Here is a 19440-nt window from a genome sequence, read left to right on the forward strand (position 1 = left end):
GTTCGGGCTACCACTGGCTGGTCAGCGTCACCGGCACCCGCATCGGCGCGACCGGGCCGTCACGTTGACCGCACATCTCATCGTGCACCACCTGCTGCACCAGCATGCACGGCACCGCCGGCAGGTCGATCAGCAGTTGGCGCAGTTCCGTGATGGAACGCACACGAACCGGTTGGCCGAGGGTATCGCTCAGCGTCACCGGACCGGTGCCGGTGAGTGCACGCAGGACGTAGAAGCCGCCCTCCAGTGACAGGACTTCAAGTTCTTCGACTGCGCCGGCCGTGACCAGCTGAGTGAGCGCGTTAAGGTTCATGGTGTGGCCTCCGGCAGGCGGCGGAAGAACAGGGTGATCTGCCCGATCTCCACGCCCAGTTTGCTCATGCTCGAGCGGTTGATCAGGGTGTCGTCATCTATCAGGTACATCCAGTCATCCAGGTCCACCTGCCAGTGCCGCCCATCGACGGGCAGATCCAGCTGGTATCGCCAACGCAAGGCATTGCCCGCCACTTCGCCACGGGCCTCACCGATCACGTCCCCTGCGGTGCCGCGCCAGCGACCAGGGCCATCCGGCACCAGTGTCCAGGTACGTTGCTGACGCGTCCCGTCGCTATACAGAAAATGCTCGTCGAGGATCAGCCGGTCACCTTCACGGCGGCTGTCGATACGCACCTGGAAGCGCTTTACTACCTCGCCCGAACGCTTCTGAAACATCCCCCAGGCCTGTACGGGACGCGAGAAGAACGTCGCCAGGTCCAGCTTCGGTTGCTCGCCGGCATAGTGCTCGACACCGACATTGCCACAACTGCCCAGAAGCAGGCAGGCTGCCAACAACAGCGCTTTATACATGTGCATGTTTACGTGCCTCAGTCGTTACCGGCCAGCCCGAGCAGGCGCTGACGCAGTTGTGGGTCTCTGGCACGCGGATCGAGCCAGATGGCGAAGAAAGCCCGGGCAAAGCGCGGGTCGGCGATTTCACCGCTGAGTTGGCCATCGACATAGAAGCGGCACCCACGCCCTGGCAGGTACAAGCCGGTAATGCGCATGCCGGGGCGCACATCAACGAATGCCTGTTCAATCGCCTTGGTCCACGTCGCGCGTTGCTGCGGCGTCACGCTACCGCCGCTCAGACGCTGCATTTCCTCAAGGCTGGCCTTTACCAGCGTGGCTTTAGACAGTGATCGGTGATAGATCAGCTCAAGGGCAAAAGGCTGACTCCAGTCCTGAACGGGGCCGACAGTCCACAGCCGGGCGGTATACAGGTGCAGGCCAAACCAGGTGAAATCACCCACACCCAGCCGCTGTGCCGTTGGCAGCTCGGCTCGCCAGTCTGCTGCCACCGACGACAGGGCTGTCAGTAACAGACACAGGCAGGTCCAACGAGAAGGGTGTGCCATGCTGACCTCAAGCATCACGATAAATTCTATACAACTATAGACTCATGTATAGGTTTTTTCAGATCCTGTACAATTTTTTATTCATTGAACTACCATCGCCGTCAGGACAGCGGTTGGCAGCGTCTGCGGCGGCGCGCAGAATGCAACGCTTTCTGGCGTTTGAGGGGCTTGCTCATGCTGTACGTTGTCATGCTCGGTGGCCGTCACCCGCGCGCCAGCATCGAGGTCCACGATGTGGTGTTCGCCCAGGCAGACTCACTGGACCAGGCCTACCCACAGTTGCGCCAGGCCTGGTTCGGCAGCCATGCGGGCCTGCACATCGATTCCTGGCTGGAGGTCGACGGTATCGACGCGTACCGTGTTGAACTTGGCCCGCTCGCCCCGGGACCGGGCACACCGAGGCTGTTCTTCATCAACCTGGGCGGCTATGAGCGGCAGGTATTCGGCGAGGCCCATCGCTACCTGTTGCTGGTGGCCAACGACAAGGCCCAGGCCAGGCAGTTGGGCAAGCAACGCTTGCAGGCGGACTGGCTGAAGCCCCACACCGATGCCGTGCTTGACGTCGACGACTGCTTGCCGGTGGATCTCGTCGGCGGTCGCTATGTGCATCTGGTCGAGGGCCGCCATGACGGTATTCGGCAGTACAGTGATTACATCCTGCTCTGAGCCTTATCGAGCCCCTGGCGTTTGCCGCGCAGAGTGCTTTCGGCGAAGCTGGCAGAGTGCCACAATAGCCCATCGTATTTCGAGCTGCGGCGGTAGCCATGAACGACCTCGGTCCTCCAGATGAAATAGCGAAGTACGTAAGGACGGATCGGCTGAAACAGCTGTTCGTTCAGTCGGCCCCCGCCGTACTAGGTAGTTACCTGGCCGCAGCGATGCTGTGCTGGTTGGGTTGGGAGCGTTTCGATCAGCAAAGGGCGACTGCCTGGATCACCCTACTGAGCCTGTCCACGGCCTTGCGCGCGATGATGTTCGTCGCCTATCGGCGAACGCCGCCCAACCGGCGCACGCCCGAGCACTGGGAGTGGCGCTATTGGCTGACGCTGACGTTGTCGGCAGGCATCTGGGGCCTGGGCGCGCTCGCGGTAATGCCCAGCGACGACCTGGTGGGGCAGACGGTGATCATGCTGTTTGCCGTCGGCATGTCCGTCAGCGCAGTCTCGTGCTACTCCTCTTACCGCCATATGACGCTGGCATCCATCAGCCTGGTGCTGCTGCCTTGCACCGTCTGGTTGCTGTTGCAACCCACCGCGCTGCAACGGGGCATCGCCCTGGCGGTGCTGGTGTTCGCATCGTTCGTGGTCAGCGCTACGCGCAATCTGTCCTCAGCCCTGGAGACGGCGTGGCGGCTGAAGCATGAGATGGAGCTCGCGCACCGCTTGGCCGTGGTCGCCTCGTGCACCGACGCGCTGACGGGCCTGAACAATCGGCGTGCGTTCTTCGACCATGCGCTGGCACAGCATGCCCAGTGCCAGCAGGGCTGCGAGGAGATCGCGGTGCTGATGCTGGACATCGACCATTTCAAACAGATCAACGACACGTTCGGGCATGCGGCGGGTGACCAGGTGCTACAGCACATAGGCGCGGTGATCAGCACGTGCCTGCGCGATGACGATATTGCCGGCAGGCTCGGTGGCGAGGAGTTTGCCGTCCTGCTGCCCGATACATCCCAGGCCACGGCCTGCGCTATCGCCGAGCGCCTCAGAGCACTGATCGCGCAACTGAGCAGCGAGTACCCCGTCACGGCAAGCATTGGCCTGAGCTGTGCAACCGCCGCCGACAGCGATCTCGATACATTGCTCAGCAGCGCCGACAAGGCTATGTACCGCGCCAAAGCGTCGGGCCGTAACCGAGTGACCGTCGCCGAACAGGTGCGCGAGGCTGTCTGAGAACAGGCAAAACCCTCGGCAGCCTCAACTGGACGAGGCGCGAGCGTGCAATCACCATTGTCCAGCACCCAGGGGAATGTTAAATGAGCCTGATCACCACCCTTCACACCCCCGCCAACGTGCTGGTCTGCGGCGCCAGCCAAGGGATCGGTCTTGCCTTGTGCACGCAGTTGCTGGCGCGTGACGACATCGGGCTGTTGTTCGCCGTTTCCCGCAACGCTACCCGCAGCCCCGCGCTGGAAGCCCTGGCCCGGGAACATGGGCAGCGGCTGGTTCGTCTCGACTGCGACGCCCGTGACGAACAGGCACTGCACATGCTGGCCGACCAGGTGAGCGCCAGCTGTAACCAGCTGAACCTGGTGCTCTGCACGTTGGGCGTGCTCCAGGAGCCACCGGCGCGCGCCGAAAAATCGTTGGCCCAGCTGGATATCGCCGGTTTGCACAGCAGTTTCACAAGCAACTGTTTCGCCCCTATCCTGCTGCTCAAGCACCTGCTGCCCCTGCTGCGCCAGCACCCCATGACCTTCGCCGCCTTGTCGGCACGGGTCGGATCGATTGGCGACAACCATCTCGGCGGCTGGTACAGCTACCGTGCCAGCAAGGCCGCGCTCAATCAGTTGCTGCGCACCGCAAGCATCGAACTTAAACGGCTCAACCCTGCCTCCACGGTCCTCGCCCTGCATCCAGGCACCACCGACACCCAGCTTTCCCGACCGTTCCAGGGCAATGTGCCGGCGGGCAAACTCTTCTCCCCGGCGTTCACCGCAACCTGCATTCTCACGCTGGTCGGCCGTCACGGCCCGGCGCAGACCGGGACGTTCTGGGCGTGGGACGGCACACCGGTTGCCTGGTGATTCAGCGCTGCGCCGGCAGGTCGAAGCGCCAGTGAAAGTGGCCCGGAAGGTAACCGCTCAACGGCTGCGCCGCCACGCAGCCCTGGCCGAGCGGAATCACAGCTGAAAACGCTGCACCACCCCGTTCAGCTCAATGGCCAGGCGCGAAAGCTCCTGACTGGCGGCGCTGGTCTGGTCGGCCCCAGCTGAGCTCTGCAGCGACAGGTCGCGAATGTTGAGCAGGTTACGGTCCACTTCACGGGCGACATGCGCCTGCTCTTCCGAGGCACTGGCGATAACCAGATTGCGCTCGTTGATCGCGGAAATCGCCAACGCGATTTCCTCGAGTGCCGCACCCGCCGCACGTGCCACCTCAAGGGTGGCGTCGACCCGCTCGCAACTGCTGCGCATCGACGCCACCGCCTGGCTCGTGCCCTGGTCGATCGCGCTGATCATCTGCTCGATTTCCTGGGTCGATTGCTGGGTGCGATGCGCCAGCGCCCGCACTTCGTCTGCCACCACGGCGAATCCGCGCCCTTGTTCGCCGGCCCGCGCAGCCTCGATGGCAGCATTCAGGGCCAGCAGGTTGGTCTGCTCTGCAATCGAGCGGATCACCGACAATACCTGGCTGATGTCGCGGACATGATTGGCCAACTCCTCGACGTTGCCGGAACTGCGGCTGACCTCATCGGCCAGTTGTGCGATGGCGCCAACCGTCTGACCAACCTGTTCCCGGCCATTGCGCGACGTCTGGTCTGCCTGGCTGGAGGCCTCGGATGTGCTGACGGCGTTGCGCGCCACCTCTTCCACCGCGCTGGTCATCTCGTTGACCGCAGTGGCAGCCTGCTCGATCTCGGCATTCTGCTGGTGCAAGCCGCGTGTCGAGCCCTCGGTCACCGCATGCAGTTGCTCGGAGGCTGAGGCCAATTGATTGGCGGAGTCGGCAATCTGCTGGATGGTGCCGCGCAGGCTGCTCTGCATGTCCTGCAGTGCGTGCAGCAACTGGGCCGGTTCGTCATGGCCCTGAACATCGATACGGCGGGTGAGATTACCCGATGCAACGACGCGGGTCAGTTCGACGGCTTGCGCCAGTGGCATGACCAGACTGCGGGTAAACAGCACGGCGAGGGCAGCCGTCAACGCCACAGCCGCGGCGAGCAAGCCGATGACGATCTTCAGTGCCGTGGAAAACGTCGCATCGCTAGCGGCCGAGGCCCGCTGGGCACCTTCACTGTTGAGCCGGGTGAGCTCGCCGAGCGCCTTGGCGACATTCTCGGCGTAGTCGCCCAGCTTCTGCTCGACCACGTGGCGCACGCCACTCAGATCCCCGGCCTGACTCAACGAGAGGGTCAGCGCAGACTGCTCCATGTAGCGTGCTTTGGCGGTTTTGTAGGCCTCATACTGGGTACGCTCCTCGGCCGAGGAGATCAACTGCTCGTAGCGCAGCTCGTCGGCCTCCAGGTGCTTTTGCGCCTCCCGCAGGCTGGCCAGCGTGCTCTCGCGGGCTGTGCCTTCAACCAGCGCATAGCGCAGGGTCATTGCCCGAATACGCATGCTGGCGGCGCTCATGTCGTTCACTGCGAGTATGGACGGCAGCCAGTTACGGTTCACTTCATCGCTGCGATCATCCATTCGGTTCATCTGGTCCAGGGAGATGCCCCCCAACAACAGCAGCACTAGCCCCAAAGATGAAAATGCAAGGGTAGAACGCAATCCTATGCGCAGCTGTCTGAGCCACATGGTCAATTCCTGATTAAATTCGACACGGTTGAATGGCCTGCACGGCCCCGCTCCGCCCATCAGCGCTCGCGAGGTTGGCAGCCTGTTTTATAGTTGCCCACGACACCCCAACACCCTGTAGCTCGCGGCCCAGTGCATGCCCTGTAGCGTCCCCGGATAAGCCCGGTATTGACTTGACCTGGCGCAACGCGTTGCGCGATTGGTGACAGCGCCGCCGACTTATTTCAATTTCAAATCGGGGCATTGTGCGGCGCGCCGTCCTGGCAGCATGCGCCTGAGGGTGTTGTCCTTTAGCCAGTAGTGATGGGCCAGGCCCGCACAGGCATGCAGCCCTATCAGCCAGTACCCGGCATTTCCCAGCCACTCGTGCCAGCCCTTGAGTGTCCTGGCCAGGGCCGGGTCGAGGGGCATCGGTGAGGGTAGCGTCACGTCCCAGTAAGGCAGCGGCTTGCCGGCAGCGCCGAGCATCAGCCACGCCAGCAGCGGCGTGAGAATCATCAAACCATACAGGGCGATGTGCAGCATGCCGGCCATCGCGGTCTGCCAGGCCGATGGCGGGGGCATGATCGCTGGGCGGGGGCTGAGGCGGCCCAGCAGCCGAACCCATACCAGGGCAAAGATGGCAATGCCCATCAACGCGTGCACGCCCAATAGCGGCCCTTTCAGAAAATGCCCCTTGGGCAAGGCCGAACGTAGCTCGACGCCGGCATAGACGCCGATAAACAAAATAACCATGCCCCAGTGCATGATGATCGAAAGTTGCCCATAACGCTCTGAGTTCGAAGTGCGCTGCATTGCCAAGGCCTCAAGCAACAGGAGAGATCGTCACTGCCGGCCAGCGCGATAACCACGCAAAGCTCGGCAACGGACCGAAGCACGTTGCCAGCCAAAGCTTAAGGAAATCTGAAGGGTGTGAAGGCATAGCCTCAGGAAGAGCCCACGCCAAGCACCTCATGGATCCGCGAAACCACCTGCTGCGTCGCCTCTTCAACCGTCCCTTCATTCCGGCACAAGACCCAGCCATGCGCGGCAACTGCGCGTTCAAAGGCCTGGGTACAGGCCACCTGCTCCTCCAGCGTGTGCATCAGCGTACTGCCCAACCCCCGCGAGCGCGCCGCTGCCCTCGCCCATGAAACCTGCGCAGCGGTGACCACCCCAACATGCAGGTCTGGCACGCGCACGTTACGCGCGCAGTTCAACTGCAGAATTTCTGCAAACGGGACTATCCGGCGAAACGCGGCATCCGAGGGGTACCAGCGGTCAATCAGAATGATGCTGTCTGCCGGTTGTCGAGGCAGCACATGCTCGGTAATCCAGGCGCGGCTGTCCGCCAGGCGCCGGCAAACCGCCAACTCCAATTCCCGCGAGGGGTTTCTGACGAGCGTGTTGACCAGGGCCATTGTTTCCCCCCTGAAGGGATCGCTTTTTTTCTCGCAAAGCCGGATCACCTTTTGCTGGTCGCGCCTCAATGCGGCGGTAACAGCCTCCAACAGCGTGGTTTTACCGGTGCCCTTGGGCCCGTCCAGCGAAATAAACAGCGCTCGATTCATTCTTCAGGTAACGATGGGCAAGTGATGCAGCACTCTACCCCAGTTCCAGACCAAGCGGCCTCGAAATCCAGGCTAATCCGCGCCAACGGCAGCGCAATCATGGCAGCCTCATCATCCTGCGCGAGCACCGGGGGTGGCGCCGCCGGGCAGTCGTTACGGCAAGTGCTGACGGTCCCACAGGGCCAGATTCTGCCGCAGGAACTGCTCGGGCAGTGGCGTCTTCACCAGTTCCACCATTTTTTCCGCCAGTTGCGCCCGCAACAGTTCCTGATTGCAGGCCGACTTGCGCGACAGCGCCACATGCAGCCCCTCGCTGGAAACGGCCGGTTGCAACACCAGCAGGTCGTGTTCCATACCCAGTGTTCGGGCCAGCGCGAGGCCGGGATAGTGCTCGTAGATCACGTAGTCGTTGCGTTTGAGCAACAATTTCTGGAACGCCTGCTTCGCCGTGGGCACGGCTTCCAGGGCAAGGTGGGCACGAGCGAAATCGTCGAAGTGCTGGCCATAGCTGTTGTTGACCAACGTGCCGCCGCTGCGACCTTGCAGGTCGGACCATTGCCCGTAGGGGAAGGCCGCATCCTTGCGCACCCAGACCACGCTGGGCGTGGACAGGAACGGCGGGCTGACAAAGTCCACCTCTCGCGTGCGGCCCTGGGTGATGAAGTAGCCCGCAAGGATGTCGATGCGCCCGGTGCGCACTTCTTCCTGGGCACGCGGCCAGGGCCCGACATGGACCACGTCGACCTGCAGACCCAGTTGCTGGGCTACATATTTGAGCACATCGGCGTTCGCTCCGATCAATTGCCCGGGATTGTCCGGGTTGCGCCACAGGAACGGCGGATAATCGGGATTGCCCGTCGCACTCAGGTGCGTGCACGGTTCCACAGCCATGGCAGACGTGGGCAGCCACACCATCAGGGGGAGCATGAAAATCGACCGGTAGCGTTTCGTCATCGGTAATGCTCGTGTCTTCTCGTTGTGGGCATAGCTATACCGCCTGTCTCACCCAAAGTGCAATCACGCGCCAATAAAACACGTGGTCGCAATCATCGGCGCCGTGCCGCCACTAGCGGTTATAGCTCCTCGCAGCGGATTATTTCCAAGGAGGGCAAAACACCATCGGCTGGCGTTCGCTGTGAGCCCATAGCACCGGCCGTTGCGGGAGCCGGCCTTGCCGGCGAATCAGGTTAAAGTTCCCCGCCTGACCGCCGACATACCCTGTACAAGAATGGAAACTACGGGTACCCCAGCATGAGCCCTACCATCGCCGGATTGCGAATCGTCCCGCCTTACATCGCCCCCCAGCCCGCGGCTGCCAGCACTACCGCCAGCAGCCAGGCCGAGCCGGCCAAGGTCATCCCCAGCACCACCGTGAGCCTTGGCCAAACCAGCACCAGCGGCAACGATGCCCGTACCTACACCCCGCGCGGTGCCCTCGGCCCGACACAGGTGCGCTATGTACTGGAACAGGACAGCCTGGATAAACTCAGCTTCCGCCTGATGAGCGGTGCCCAGTCGGCCGCCATCGGCTCACGCTTCCAGGGCCTGGGCGCGGCCCTGCTCGAACAGTTGGTGGCCAACGGCGGGCAGTCGATTTCACAAGCGGTGCTGAGCTACGCCGACGGTGCCCAGCCCAGCGCCGAAGTGCTGCGTCTGCAAGGCAACCAACTGCGCGAAGAGCCCACCAACGCCGTCAACCTGAGCCTGACCACCGCCTCCGGGGCCACCGTCACCCTGGCGCTGGCCAGTGGTGAGAAAGGCTTGGCAGTCAGCGCCGAGGTCCAGGGTGGCCAGCTCAGCGCCGACGAACTCAACGGCCTGGCGGCGCTGACCGACAGCTTCGAGTCGGCAATCAACGGCCTCACCCAGGAACCGCCGAAGTTGCAACTCGGTGCACTGGCCAAGCTCGACCCGGCGCTGTTCACCTCGCTCAAGATGAATGCCAGGCTCGACACGCCAAGCGGCGAGCAGCAACTGTTCGACCTCAACCTGAACGACAGCGCCCGCACCCTCAGCCTGCAAGGCCCGAATGGCAACGTGCAACTGAACCTCGACACCCGCGACACCACTCTGCTGGGCAGCAGCAGCCAGCGTCAGGCCGCGATCAGCAACTACCTCAGTCAGTTCGACGCCGCCCAGCGCCGCGGCAAGGGCGACGAGAACCTGGTGAGCCTGTTCAAGGACGCCTTCGTCCAGCTCAACAGTGCCGACGACAGTGGCCGTGCCTCGAGCGTGAACAACCCGGTGCTGGCAGCCAAAGACCGCGTACTGCTCAGCGGCCTGGCCGACTTCAGCGCCTCGATCAGTCAGCACCGTCAACAGATCAACCCACTGCAGCCGGGCGAAGTCGACCGCTTCGACTACAAGGTCTCGCAGACGACCACGGTGCGCGGTACGGCGCAGTCGACCCGCTCGGTGCAGCAGGACCAGCAGGCGCGCCTGAGCGCGGCCTACCACGCCAGTCTCAACCCGCAGGTGGCGCTGAAGCTGGATCACGACCCACAGTCGCAGAACTACCGCTACCACGAGATCAACGACCAGGCGAGCAGCAGCACCCGCCTCGCCTACGACAAGACCCGCCTGGTCGATGCCAGCGCTACCCAGCAGGCCAGTCAGAACGAACGGATTCGCACCTACGTCAATGGTGAGCTGAACAGTGATGTCAGCACACCGAAGTCGGTGTCCGAATCGCGCAATCTACTTGGCCTGCTCAACGACGTTTTCCAGCGTGAGCGGATTTCCCTGAAAGAGCGTGGCTTGTCGATTCTGGAAGCGCAATTGCAGTCGCAGCGCAGCCAGTGGCTATTGAAATCCGACCCGTCGGCTATTCGCAGCTAGGCAGGACAAGGCAATGCCCCCCAAAGGTCCTGAAGGTCCTTTGGGCTTAGCCCGGCCCGCAGCGCTCGCGGGTCGCCTGCCAGCAGATCAGCGAACCCAGCGTCACCAGCAGCGCCCCTTGCCAGAACTGCAGCGTCAACGGCGCACTCAGCCAGGCCGCCGCAAACGCCGACGACAACACCGGGGCAAAATACGATGCAGTGGCCAGCAACGTCAGGTTGCCGCGCAGAATACCCAGGTTCCACAACGCATAACCGCCCGCCATCGCGCCTGCCGCTGCCAGCAACTCCACACTGCTGCGCAAAGTAAACGCCGGCAGTGCCAGGCCAGCGACCAGCAGTTTGAGCCACAGCGCCAGCGCCGTCAGCGCGAAGAACATCTGCACCAGGTTCTGCCCGCCGGCATACCGCCGGGTCACATTGCAATACAGCGCAAAGGTTATTGCGCAGCCGAGCGCCAAGCCGTAACTCAGTGGATTGGACTGCACATTGGCGACGATCCCTGCCACCGACAAACCGTCACCGCTCACCACCCAGGCCAGCCCGAATACCGCCAGTGCCGACCCCGGCACAATCAGCCAGCGCGCCCGCTGGCCATTCATGACAATCGCCAGCAGCACCGTAAGGCACGGCCAGAGATAGTTGACCATGACCACTTCAATGGCTTGGGTGTTGCTGATGGCAAAGCCCAGCGACAGCGACAGGCACACCTCATAGGCCACAAACAGCGCACTGCCGAGCACCAGGTACGCCTTGGGCACACTGCGCAGACGTGGACGGCCGAGCAGCACTATCAGCATCAACGCGCCCAGCGTATAGATCAGTGCCGCACCGCCCAACGCACCGAAATAAGCACTCACGCTCCTGATCAGGCCGGTGGCGGTGCTCCATAAAACGATCGCCAACAACCCGCACGCCGTCGCGGCGCGCTCGCTTCTGATGTGCATAGTTCTGTCTCTGTTCGGATGCCGTCGCAGCTGCCGGCGGTCGGCAAGCGTATTACAGATACTGCATATTGCGGAGTTTCCTTGACCGAATCAGACGCTGCGCTAGGGTTTACCTGCGGCCTCCCTTCAGGACGTTTCCAGCAGCCGTGGCGCCACTGCCCGCGGCGGGGCTGAGCCTGTTCGTAGCGCATGCCAGAACATTTTCTCAAAACGGACACATGAGGAAAAAACATGCCTCTCAAAAAGTATGGCGTGCTCAAGGGCCGCCCCATTGAGGTACGGTTAGGGACAAGCGGCAACGCCCACTATCAAGTCAAGCTGATCGACGACACGGTCGACTATCGCATCGCAATCAACGTCCAATCTGCCGTCGCACCCTCCGAGGTCGAGTACATCGTTGTAGAGAACTTCAGGCACCCAGTGACCAGCCGGGTTGTCGACCTTCCTGCCGGTTTCACCGAGTTGACCCGTGCGCCAACCAGCGGAGCCCTGGATTACATCCGCGGAAACCTGTTTGATCGTTCCGGGATGCGGCCGCTACCCTTCGACGTACCTGGCGTCGACAACGACCTCAACGAAAAGATCAACAGCATCATGCAGCGCGCGATGGCCGATGAAAACGCAATGGTCTATGCGTTCGGCGAACGTTGGGGGCCTGAACAGAACAAGAAAGACAAGTTCTTCGGCTTCTCGCCCGGCAACGGCATCCACGATATTCACATGAATCAAGGCAACGTCGGTGATTACGTCAAGGATGACGGGGTCTGGCAGGATGGCGGGATGCTGGTTCACTTCCCAGCCCAGAATACCTGGGTAGGCATTTTCCTGAAGTTCCAGTCGCAGGCCTGGCACACCGACGACTCCACAGGCCACCGCCTGGTCGCCTCACTTAGCGGCCAGCCGGAGGATCTCGCCAGCAAGCACTTCCCGCCGGCTGCGCCAACCCACATCGAGCTTCCCGATAGCGATGAACCCGAAGGGCTGGTGCGCATCATTGCCGCGCTGGTGAACAGCACCCAGTCACCGGAGGTCGAAACGGTCACGCTGATCAATACCTCAGCCCATGCCATTGCGCTGGACGGCTGGACAATCGCCGATAGCGCAAAAATCAAGACGCCACTGACCGGAACGCTCCCTGCCGGCGCAAGCCTGGTGGTTACGATCGTGCCGCCGGCAGCGCTGTCCAATCGAGGTGGCGTCATCACGCTGCTGGAGGAGAACGGGCTCAAGGTCCATGGTGTGTCCTACACACGTGAGCAGGCCCGCCACCCAGGGTGGACGATCGTGTTCTAGGAGCATGCTGATGCGATCAGTCCCCCCCCTCATGGTCGCCGGGCTGCTGGCCTTGCTGACCGCACCACTGCCGGTTCCGGCGCAAACCGACATCCAGGTAGGCGCCAACCAGCCACGCAGTTTTATTGAGCCCGCGAGCGGACTGCGCTTTGTGCGGGTTCCGGCGGGCAGTTTCACCATGGGCAGCACGTTCGCTCAAACGCAGCCCGCCGCAGATCAGCAATGGTTTATCGATGAGGCGCCCCCGCACCGCGTTACCCTCAGCCGTGAGTTCTGGTTGGCCAGCACCGAAACCACCATCGCCGCGTTCAGCCGTTTTGTCGACGAGACCGGCTATGTGACCTCCGCAGAACGCAGTGGCCAGAGCCTCGGGGTCTATGCAGTTTCTACCGATGCACAGGGCGTGCAGAGTGGCCAATGGGCGGTCGGGGCGAATCTCACCTGGCGAAGTCCTGGCTGGACAGCAACCGACCAACACCCCGTGGTGCATATCAGCTGGGCCGATGCGCAGGCCTTTGTCCAGTGGTTGCGTGACAAGACCGGCCGACCGTTCCGGTTACCCACTGAAGCCGAGTGGGAGTATGCCGCCGGCGGCTCGCAACATACCCGCTACAGCTGGGGAGAACAGCAGCCGAGCAGCGCCAGGGAGGGGAATATTGCCGATCTGAGCTTCAGCAATGCCTATCCGTTGTGGAAATACCCCGTGTTCAAGACAGTCAACGACCATTACGTCCACACCGCCCCGGTTGGAAGTTTTGTCGCCAATGACTTTGGCCTGTTTGACATGACCGGAAATGTCTGGGAGTGGTGTGCCGATCGCTACGCCGCCGACACCTATGTAAGCGGGCCGGAACTCGACCCACAGGGTGCGGCGACAGGCAGCGAGCGGGTGCACCGCGGCGGTGGTTTCGACTGGGAGCTGCCTTACCTGAGGGTTGCCAAACGGCGGCACGGTAGCGAACAACAGTCAGCGGCAAATATCGGTTTTCGCGTAGCGCTATAGCGGCCGGGGAGGCAACGAGCAGCGCCACGTTTTTCAGCAATCGAAGGAGCGAACATCATGAGCATCGATGAAAGCAAGGAATCTGCATTTGCACTACCGGCGACCGATTACTTTGATGCCGGCGTAGGTGAAGAGAATCTGTGCGGCAGATCTTCGGTCGAACAATTGCTACGCCAGCGGGGCAACGAAACGCTCAGCTGGATGCAACCAGGTCTGGTCTATCCAGCCCCCTGGCAATGTGCACTGTCAGTGTTCGACGTGCCGGAGTCGCTTGGGCGTGCGGCTTTTGCCGACATCCTGTCCAATGCCCGACGCAAGATTCACCAAGACCTCGGTGACCTTCATGCAAGCGCCTGCGTTGCCTTTTCCCCACAGGTCTGGGCACGCTTCTGTCGCGAAGACGGTCGCCCGGTTCCGCGCGGCATGGCATTCGAGGAGCCCGGCAACAATGTCTTTGTACCGCGTGTACTGGAACGCTCCGGCGGCGTGTTGCAGGACAGTGGCGCCGGTGCCTGGTTCATTGTCAAAGCCGACGAGGAAGCGCCCGTTACCGCGCTGGCGGACTTCATTGTCGCGCAGTTGGCCGATATCGGCATTGCAAGCCAGTCGGTGTATCGCGTTCCGATGCACAGCCGCACCAATCCGACACTCCCGACCAGCGGCACGGGCGGGCGCGTGCTCGGTGGACGATTCAAGGAGAACCTGCGTAACCCGGCGTCGCCCGTGGAAATACTCAATCACGTGCTGGTGGGCGGCGAAGACCCCGATTGCGCAGGTGGTTCGTTCCTCTTTGCCCAGCGCTTTCAGCTGAACTGGGCGGAGTTGCACTCGAAGACGGCGAGCGAGATGGAAGCGGTGGTTGGCCGCCGCCAGTTCACCGATGAGTTTGTCCCCTCCTTCGACGCACGCTCACACATCCGCTCGGCGCATACCTACGATGCCAGCGGCAATACCATCAAGTTGCTGCGCATTGGATTGCCCTTTGGCAAGCGTGGCCGCGAAGACAACGGCACCCCGCTGATCCAGAATGCCGGCGCCAGTTCGCTGGGCGACGAGGCAGGCATCTACTTTATTGGCATGGCGCGGGCTGCCTCGCGCATCGAGACAATCCTGCGGTCGCAGTTCGGCGCCCACGACAGCGGTGAGTTTACCCGCGACCGGCTGCTTTCTGGCGCTGTCGCGCGGTCCGATCTTGGGGGCTTCTTCTATGCCCCAAGTTTGCGTGAGCTGGGCGCTGCGGCATTTGTCGAGGATGCCAGACAGAAACAAGGCAAGGCCTTCAATGATTGGCAGCGCTTCCCCGGCGTCGACTGGTCACGGTTCAACCGCCACTACGACAAGCGGTCGAGCAATGGCTGGATGTTCTACAACCATCAGGATTACCTGTACTCGATGGGTACCCGCACCGACGACACGCCGGAGCGGCCGACGCCACCATCGCTGCGCGTGCAGTTCCTGCTCGAGCAGATGTTCGCCAAATGGGATGACACCTGGTTCAGGGCGCAGAAGCCAGCCGAACTTGAACCGCTGCGCCCGCAGCTGGAAAAATTCTTTGCCGATCCGCGCCATGCCGCCGAGCGCAACGCACTGCTGGGTGGCTCTGCGACGGGTGATGCGACACAGGCTGCCGACGTGATCATGCAGGCACCCGTCGCCCTTCGCGCTGGCTGGGCTATCCGACTGTTGTGCAACCTGGCCGCTCGGCTCGACGGCGTAGGCCAGCGCGGCAACGGCGGCATGGACACCTGCGACATCCACCCGCTCGACCTGCTGGCCGGCTCGATGCCTGCGCAGTCGCTGGCGCAGGGGCGCTATTTCATCGACTACGTCCGTGACGACGACGAAGAACAGGAACGCTATCGCTGGTTTGGCCTGGGGCTGGGGCCGAATTCCGGCGTCGGCCACGTCGTGCCTGGCTACGAGCAATTGCTGGCCGAAGGCATCTCGGGTGTATACGCAAAAATCGATCAGGCCGAAGCCTCATTGAGCGCTACCGACCCCGATCGCGGGGCAAAATCCGCCCTCTTCTACCAAAGTGCACGCTTGGCTGCCAAGGGCTTGGCCGAATACCTTGCTGGGCTCGCCGAGACGGTAAAGGCGAAGCGCATCGAACTGGCTCCGGGGCAAACCATCGAGTACGACAACCTCGCCGCACTGGAGGTGCGCCTGCGCTGGCTGGCAGGAGGCAACCGTCCACGGACGTTGCTGGAAGCCCTGCAACTGATTTTCGCCGCACACACGACGTTGCACCTCTGCGGAGAACCTGTTGCGGTCGGACGGCTGGACAGGCTACTGCGTCCTTTCCAGGAGCGCGACGGCCTGGGTGAAGAAGAATTGCAGGATGCGATCGACTGCTTCTGGCTGAAACTGGCCGAGAAGGTTCTGCTCAATCGCATTTTTATCGACGACCGTCAGCAGTTGGGCAACATGGCCATGGGCAATCGCGCAGGCCCGTACCCCAAAGGCCAAAGCGTCAACCAATGGATTCAGCAACTGACCGTCGGCGGCCGTAACGCCGATGGTACGTGGGAATATTCCGATGTCACGTTGGCATGCCTGCGAGCCTCCTCGCACCTTCCCTTCAATGCGCCTGTGCTTTCACTGCGTGTCTCCAAGGACATGCCAGATGAATGGCGACGTCGCCTGTTGCGCGAGGCAGCTCAGGGGCAACTGAGCGGGGGGGCCAGCCCGATATTGATGAACGACGACAAGATCATTCCGGCCCTCGCTGCCTCGGGCGACGATATTGGGCCGCCGGCAGATTCGCCGAACGCGCCCCTGTGGAACTCGAAGGTGCGCCGCGAAGACGCCTACGACTATGCCGCCGATGGTTGCTATGAGCCACAGTTCGTCGGTGCCAACTGGTTCCATCTCGGCGGCGCAATCCTGCTGCAACCGCTGGAATATGCGCTTAACCAGGGGCGGCAGATTCAATCGGCCGGCCCGGTTGACCTGTTCGGCAAAAACATGTCGTTCCGCTCTCCGCCGGCCAGCGAGATCACCTCTTACCAGGAACTTGAAGCACTGTTCTTCAAGCATCTGGAGTGGTCGTATGCGCGCTCGATGGAGGGCACGGTCGCCGACTTCGGCCGTATGGAGCAAGTCTGCCCATCACCGCTACTCAATTTGTTTATCAATGACTGCCTGGACAAAGGACAGGATCTCTATGGCGGTGGCGCGCGATACAACGTGTTCGGGCCCTGCTTTACCTCGCTGGCCAATACGATCAACGCCTTGTGGGCGATCCGTGTCATGTGTTTCGACAACGAAACGGCGGTCACCTCACTCGCTGAACTGGTGCAGGCCCTGTTGTGCAACTGGGGCGAAAACGTCATTGATCCACTGGTTCACTCGACGGTGCTGACCGCCGATGCCACACGCTCCGCCGAAGCGGTGCGGCACTTCCGGCACCTGCGCTCAATCGCACTTTCGCTACCGCAATGGGGGCGTGGTCATCCTGAAATCGATCCATTCGGCAATGCCATCGCCGCCCGCGTGGCGGCGATGGCGGTCAATGTCATGACCAAGCCGCGTCCGGCGTTGGCGGCACTCTACGAGCAAGTTGCCGCACGCTTTGGATCGCCACAGCATCCATTCGGGGGATTCTCGATGCAGCCGGGCGTCGGTACCTTTGCAAGCTACGTAGAGCAAGGTCTGAGCTGCGCTGCTTCAGCGGATGGGCGCCTTTCGGCGCAACCGCTGGCGACTGACATGTCGCCCTCACCCTCCCCCCTCGACTTGCCGGCCACGGCAGCCTCACAGCAGCTTGCCGATGGTGTATCGGTGCTGGTCGGTCTGCGTTCGAATGACGCGTTCGGCTATACCAATGGTGCACCGATCGACCTGAACATCGCGGAAACGATGCCGGTGAAGCGGCTGGTGGAGATTCTCGATGCCTTTGTCGCGGGCGCGGGCTCGAACGTTCTGACGGTAACGGTGGCCGACCAGGAGACCTTCCTCGCGGCCGCCAGGTCGCCGGAATCATACGATCTCCTGCGCGTGCGCATGGGCGGCTGGACAGAGATGTTCGTTGCGATGCATGCGACCCACCAGAAAGTCCACCCACGGCGCCCCTACAGCATCTAGGTGCCGGTCACACACGCCACCTGCGAGCTATACCGTCGCAGGTGGCACGTTGCAACCGTAGGTCAGCGCGGCTCGAAACACTCGCAGGTGTCCATCTGCACGTGGCGCAGGCTGGCTGTTTCCAGGTGAGAGGCGTACAGCACCTCGGCAAAATAGCTGATCAACAGTGTACGACGGCGGCCGCCGTGCACGTTCAGGCTACTGGCGTGGACCAGATCGTAGTCGAACACCAGGATGTCGCCTGCACAGCCGGCCAGTTGCACCGCGTGAGACTCATCGTTGAAGTCGAACGGCGGCGCGCCGGGCGCCGGGCGATGGCTGCCGGGGACGATGCGGGTCGCGCCGTTGGCCGGGCCGTAGTCATCCAGATACGCCAATGCGCCGATCATGTCGCCTGGCCGTTGCGCCGAGAGATCGCGATGCAGTCGCTGGTGCCCGCCGCCGGCCAGCGGCTCGCGGCCCTCCACCTGCGCAAGGAAGAAACGCTCGCCGTTCAACTCACCGACCGCCGCCAGCAGCGCCGGCAAGCGGCATACCGCCTGAACCTTCGCCTGTGTGTCCAACTGCGCGTGCCGCCAATCCAGACCGCGTGGTACCGGCCATTGCGCCGAAGGTTTTACCCCTGCATCGAAGACCGTACGAAGCTCATCCAGCCAATCAGCCGGAATCGCCTGACGCAGCAGCACGAAGCCGTCACGGTGGAGTTGTTCAGGGTTGCTCATCGGTCCTTGACTCCTCGGCAGCAAGTCGTTTCGCATAGTGGCATCGTGCCAGATTACTCCATCGGGAAAGGCTCGACCACAGCAGCTATAGTTTCGACAGGCTGCAGACAAACTCGGAATTCACTGACAAAAGGAACAGTCGCGTGCTCAAAGACCAGGTCATCGAGCGGTTTCATCGGGAGTTCGGCCCCCCTGAACGAAGCACCGCGAAGGTCACCGCGTTCAAGGCAGCGGGGCTGGGCATCGTGGTTCAGATCGACCAACCCAATCGCGAAGATGCCGCATACGTGTGGCTACCCTACCCGCCAGACGATCAGCCGGTGCCGGAAATTGCCCTGGAATATGCCGGCGATTCCGGGCGCCATAGCGGCACCCATGCGTCCGCGGGCCTGGCCCAGGGGCTGCCGGCGCTGAAGCTGATCCTCAGGTCCGCTGCCGAGCTCAACGATGTCGTGGCGTACATCAAGGCACTTGCCGGCAAGTCCCCGTTGCCGGTGCTGAACACTACCCCACCGCCGATCAGGTCAAGCGCGCCCGACGCCGACAGCGGGCCAGTGCTGGTGGATATCAATGCCATGCCGATTGCCAAACCGCCGGCGCCGCGCCGGAAAGCCATCCCAAGAGCGGTGCAGCGGGAAGTCTGGCAGCGCGATGGTGGCACGTGCGTGCAGTGCAACTCGAAAAAGCTGTTGTGCTTCGACCACATCGTGCCGTTTTCGCTGGGAGGCAGTAACAGCGTGAGGAACCTGCAATTGCTCTGCGAGCCCTGCAACCTGTCCAAGGGCAACCGGATTTGATCCGGCTGGAAATGAGTGCTCTCAGCACTCGCTAGGCATTTGCGATTCGGCGCTGGCCTGTTCCTCCAGTTTCACCCGATCAGCCTTGCTGATGTATTTGGGCTTGCTACTTTTCGGCGCCAGTTTGGCGCTGGCTTTCTTGGCGTTGGCCTTCAACAACTGATTGATTTTTTTACGGCGGTTCATGGTATCGACTCAAACGGTCAAAGGAGGTACTGGGGGAACATCCCCAAAGAGAGGCTGTCACCGGGGCTGTTCAGGCAACGTGAACAATATTACCCGCCGCCAAGCCCAACCGAAACACACGAACTTGGCTCACCTATGCCATCGTGGCCGTCATAAACGA

The 19440-nt window shown here is 62.2% G+C and carries 18 protein-coding genes; 8 read left to right on the forward strand and 10 right to left on the reverse strand.

Annotation, left to right across the window (positions count from 1 at the left end):
- Positions 1-7 precede the first annotated feature (7 nt).
- The 3 genes from DCO48_RS03805 to DCO48_RS03815 are packed head-to-tail and all read right to left on the reverse strand — an operon-like array spanning position 8 to position 1394.
- On the reverse strand, positions 8-313 hold the full coding sequence (locus tag DCO48_RS03805) for a DUF6482 family protein (RefSeq protein ID WP_116549284.1): 306 nt from the start codon (positions 311-313) through the stop codon (positions 8-10).
- On the reverse strand, positions 310-846 hold the full coding sequence (locus tag DCO48_RS03810) for a DUF3833 domain-containing protein (protein WP_116549362.1): 537 nt from the start codon (positions 844-846) through the stop codon (positions 310-312). Before DCO48_RS03810 ends, DCO48_RS03805 begins: the two co-directional genes overlap by 4 nt.
- 17 nt (positions 847-863) lie before the next feature.
- Positions 864-1394 (reverse strand): chalcone isomerase family protein, encoded by a 531-nt coding sequence (locus DCO48_RS03815; RefSeq protein WP_116549363.1) that lies wholly within the window; start codon positions 1392-1394, stop codon positions 864-866.
- A 174-nt stretch (positions 1395-1568) separates the two neighbouring features.
- Here DCO48_RS03815 and DCO48_RS03820 point away from each other — a divergent pair, with 174 nt between their 5' ends.
- The 3 genes from DCO48_RS03820 to DCO48_RS03830 all read left to right on the forward strand — a co-directional run bounded on the left by DCO48_RS03820 (position 1569) and on the right by DCO48_RS03830 (position 4140).
- Positions 1569-2060 carry a DUF1543 domain-containing protein gene (locus DCO48_RS03820; protein ID WP_116549285.1) on the forward strand — a complete coding sequence of 164 codons (492 nt, stop codon included), beginning with the start codon at positions 1569-1571 and terminating at the stop codon, positions 2058-2060.
- 98 nt (positions 2061-2158) lie between these two features.
- Positions 2159-3286, forward strand: coding sequence for a diguanylate cyclase (locus DCO48_RS03825; RefSeq protein WP_116549286.1), 1128 nt, complete (start codon positions 2159-2161; stop codon positions 3284-3286).
- A gap of 83 nt (positions 3287-3369) precedes the next feature.
- The gene (locus tag DCO48_RS03830) at positions 3370-4140 is read left to right on the forward strand and encodes an SDR family NAD(P)-dependent oxidoreductase (protein WP_116549287.1); all 771 of its coding nucleotides are present in this window, start codon (positions 3370-3372) and stop codon (positions 4138-4140) included.
- Between the two features lie 96 nt (positions 4141-4236).
- Here the strand turns inward: DCO48_RS03830 and DCO48_RS03835 are convergent, their stop codons facing one another.
- The 4 genes from DCO48_RS03835 to DCO48_RS03850 all read right to left on the reverse strand — a co-directional run bounded on the left by DCO48_RS03835 (position 4237) and on the right by DCO48_RS03850 (position 8363).
- Entirely contained in the window at positions 4237-5859 is a 1623-nt protein-coding gene (locus tag DCO48_RS03835) for a methyl-accepting chemotaxis protein (RefSeq protein WP_116549288.1), read from the reverse strand.
- Positions 5860-6078: 219 nt separating this feature from the next.
- Positions 6079-6654 (reverse strand): cytochrome b, encoded by a 576-nt coding sequence (locus tag DCO48_RS03840; RefSeq protein ID WP_116549289.1) that lies wholly within the window; start codon positions 6652-6654, stop codon positions 6079-6081.
- A 131-nt stretch (positions 6655-6785) separates the two neighbouring features.
- Positions 6786-7409 (reverse strand): dTMP kinase, encoded by a 624-nt coding sequence (locus DCO48_RS03845; RefSeq protein WP_116549290.1) that lies wholly within the window; start codon positions 7407-7409, stop codon positions 6786-6788.
- Between the two features lie 153 nt (positions 7410-7562).
- Positions 7563-8363: an ABC transporter substrate-binding protein gene (locus tag DCO48_RS03850; RefSeq protein WP_116549291.1), complete on the reverse strand. Its 801-nt coding sequence runs from the start codon at positions 8361-8363 to the stop codon at positions 7563-7565.
- A gap of 297 nt (positions 8364-8660) precedes the next feature.
- On the opposite strand from DCO48_RS03850, the gene DCO48_RS03855 reads away from it, so the two are divergent.
- Positions 8661-10247, forward strand: coding sequence for a hypothetical protein (locus DCO48_RS03855; protein ID WP_116549292.1), 1587 nt, complete (start codon positions 8661-8663; stop codon positions 10245-10247).
- Positions 10248-10293: 46 nt separating this feature from the next.
- Here the strand turns inward: DCO48_RS03855 and yddG are convergent, their stop codons facing one another.
- Positions 10294-11193, reverse strand: coding sequence for an aromatic amino acid DMT transporter YddG (gene yddG, locus DCO48_RS03860; protein ID WP_116549293.1), 900 nt, complete (start codon positions 11191-11193; stop codon positions 10294-10296).
- Between the two features lie 231 nt (positions 11194-11424).
- On the opposite strand from yddG, the gene DCO48_RS03865 reads away from it, so the two are divergent.
- The 3 genes from DCO48_RS03865 to DCO48_RS03875 are packed head-to-tail and all read left to right on the forward strand — an operon-like array spanning position 11425 to position 17575.
- Positions 11425-12486, forward strand: coding sequence for a DUF2278 family protein (locus DCO48_RS03865; protein ID WP_116549294.1), 1062 nt, complete (start codon positions 11425-11427; stop codon positions 12484-12486).
- A gap of 10 nt (positions 12487-12496) precedes the next feature.
- Positions 12497-13489, forward strand: coding sequence for an SUMF1/EgtB/PvdO family nonheme iron enzyme (locus DCO48_RS03870; RefSeq protein ID WP_165840725.1), 993 nt, complete (start codon positions 12497-12499; stop codon positions 13487-13489).
- A 57-nt stretch (positions 13490-13546) separates the two neighbouring features.
- Positions 13547-17575, forward strand: coding sequence for a Dyp-type peroxidase (locus DCO48_RS03875; protein ID WP_218276116.1), 4029 nt, complete (start codon positions 13547-13549; stop codon positions 17573-17575).
- 62 nt (positions 17576-17637) lie between these two features.
- Here DCO48_RS03875 and DCO48_RS03880 read toward each other — a convergent pair whose 3' ends face one another.
- On the reverse strand, positions 17638-18297 hold the full coding sequence (locus DCO48_RS03880; protein ID WP_116549296.1) for a phytanoyl-CoA dioxygenase family protein: 660 nt from the start codon (positions 18295-18297) through the stop codon (positions 17638-17640).
- A gap of 143 nt (positions 18298-18440) precedes the next feature.
- Between DCO48_RS03880 and DCO48_RS03885 the strand changes: the two genes are divergently transcribed.
- Positions 18441-19094, forward strand: coding sequence for an HNH endonuclease (locus DCO48_RS03885; RefSeq protein WP_116549297.1), 654 nt, complete (start codon positions 18441-18443; stop codon positions 19092-19094).
- Positions 19095-19115: 21 nt separating this feature from the next.
- Here the strand turns inward: DCO48_RS03885 and DCO48_RS03890 are convergent, their stop codons facing one another.
- Positions 19116-19280 (reverse strand): DUF2986 domain-containing protein, encoded by a 165-nt coding sequence (locus DCO48_RS03890; protein WP_116549298.1) that lies wholly within the window; start codon positions 19278-19280, stop codon positions 19116-19118.
- Between the last annotated feature and the right edge of the window lie 160 nt (positions 19281-19440).

The sequence above is a fragment of the Pseudomonas sp. SDI genome (assembly GCF_003105155.1).
Taxonomy (GTDB): Bacteria; Pseudomonadota; Gammaproteobacteria; order Pseudomonadales; family Pseudomonadaceae; genus Aquipseudomonas.

Coding starts and splice junctions, on each gene's coding strand:
- DCO48_RS03890 (WP_116549298.1), bottom strand. CDS start 19,280: ATGAACCGCCGTAAAAAAATCAATCAGTTGTTGAAGGCCAACGCCAAG.
- DCO48_RS03825 (WP_116549286.1), top strand. CDS start 2,159: ATGAACGACCTCGGTCCTCCAGATGAAATAGCGAAGTACGTAAGGACG.
- DCO48_RS03880 (WP_116549296.1), bottom strand. CDS start 18,297: ATGAGCAACCCTGAACAACTCCACCGTGACGGCTTCGTGCTGCTGCGT.
- DCO48_RS03810 (WP_116549362.1), bottom strand. CDS start 846: ATGTATAAAGCGCTGTTGTTGGCAGCCTGCCTGCTTCTGGGCAGTTGT.
- DCO48_RS03845 (WP_116549290.1), bottom strand. CDS start 7,409: ATGAATCGAGCGCTGTTTATTTCGCTGGACGGGCCCAAGGGCACCGGT.
- DCO48_RS03875 (WP_218276116.1), top strand. CDS start 13,547: ATGAGCATCGATGAAAGCAAGGAATCTGCATTTGCACTACCGGCGACC.
- DCO48_RS03865 (WP_116549294.1), top strand. CDS start 11,425: ATGCCTCTCAAAAAGTATGGCGTGCTCAAGGGCCGCCCCATTGAGGTA.
- DCO48_RS03830 (WP_116549287.1), top strand. CDS start 3,370: ATGAGCCTGATCACCACCCTTCACACCCCCGCCAACGTGCTGGTCTGC.
- DCO48_RS03870 (WP_165840725.1), top strand. CDS start 12,497: ATGCGATCAGTCCCCCCCCTCATGGTCGCCGGGCTGCTGGCCTTGCTG.
- DCO48_RS03815 (WP_116549363.1), bottom strand. CDS start 1,394: ATGGCACACCCTTCTCGTTGGACCTGCCTGTGTCTGTTACTGACAGCC.
- DCO48_RS03805 (WP_116549284.1), bottom strand. CDS start 313: ATGAACCTTAACGCGCTCACTCAGCTGGTCACGGCCGGCGCAGTCGAA.
- DCO48_RS03840 (WP_116549289.1), bottom strand. CDS start 6,654: ATGCAGCGCACTTCGAACTCAGAGCGTTATGGGCAACTTTCGATCATC.
- DCO48_RS03820 (WP_116549285.1), top strand. CDS start 1,569: ATGCTGTACGTTGTCATGCTCGGTGGCCGTCACCCGCGCGCCAGCATC.
- DCO48_RS03835 (WP_116549288.1), bottom strand. CDS start 5,859: ATGTGGCTCAGACAGCTGCGCATAGGATTGCGTTCTACCCTTGCATTT.
- DCO48_RS03850 (WP_116549291.1), bottom strand. CDS start 8,363: ATGACGAAACGCTACCGGTCGATTTTCATGCTCCCCCTGATGGTGTGG.
- yddG (WP_116549293.1), bottom strand. CDS start 11,193: ATGCACATCAGAAGCGAGCGCGCCGCGACGGCGTGCGGGTTGTTGGCG.
- DCO48_RS03855 (WP_116549292.1), top strand. CDS start 8,661: ATGAGCCCTACCATCGCCGGATTGCGAATCGTCCCGCCTTACATCGCC.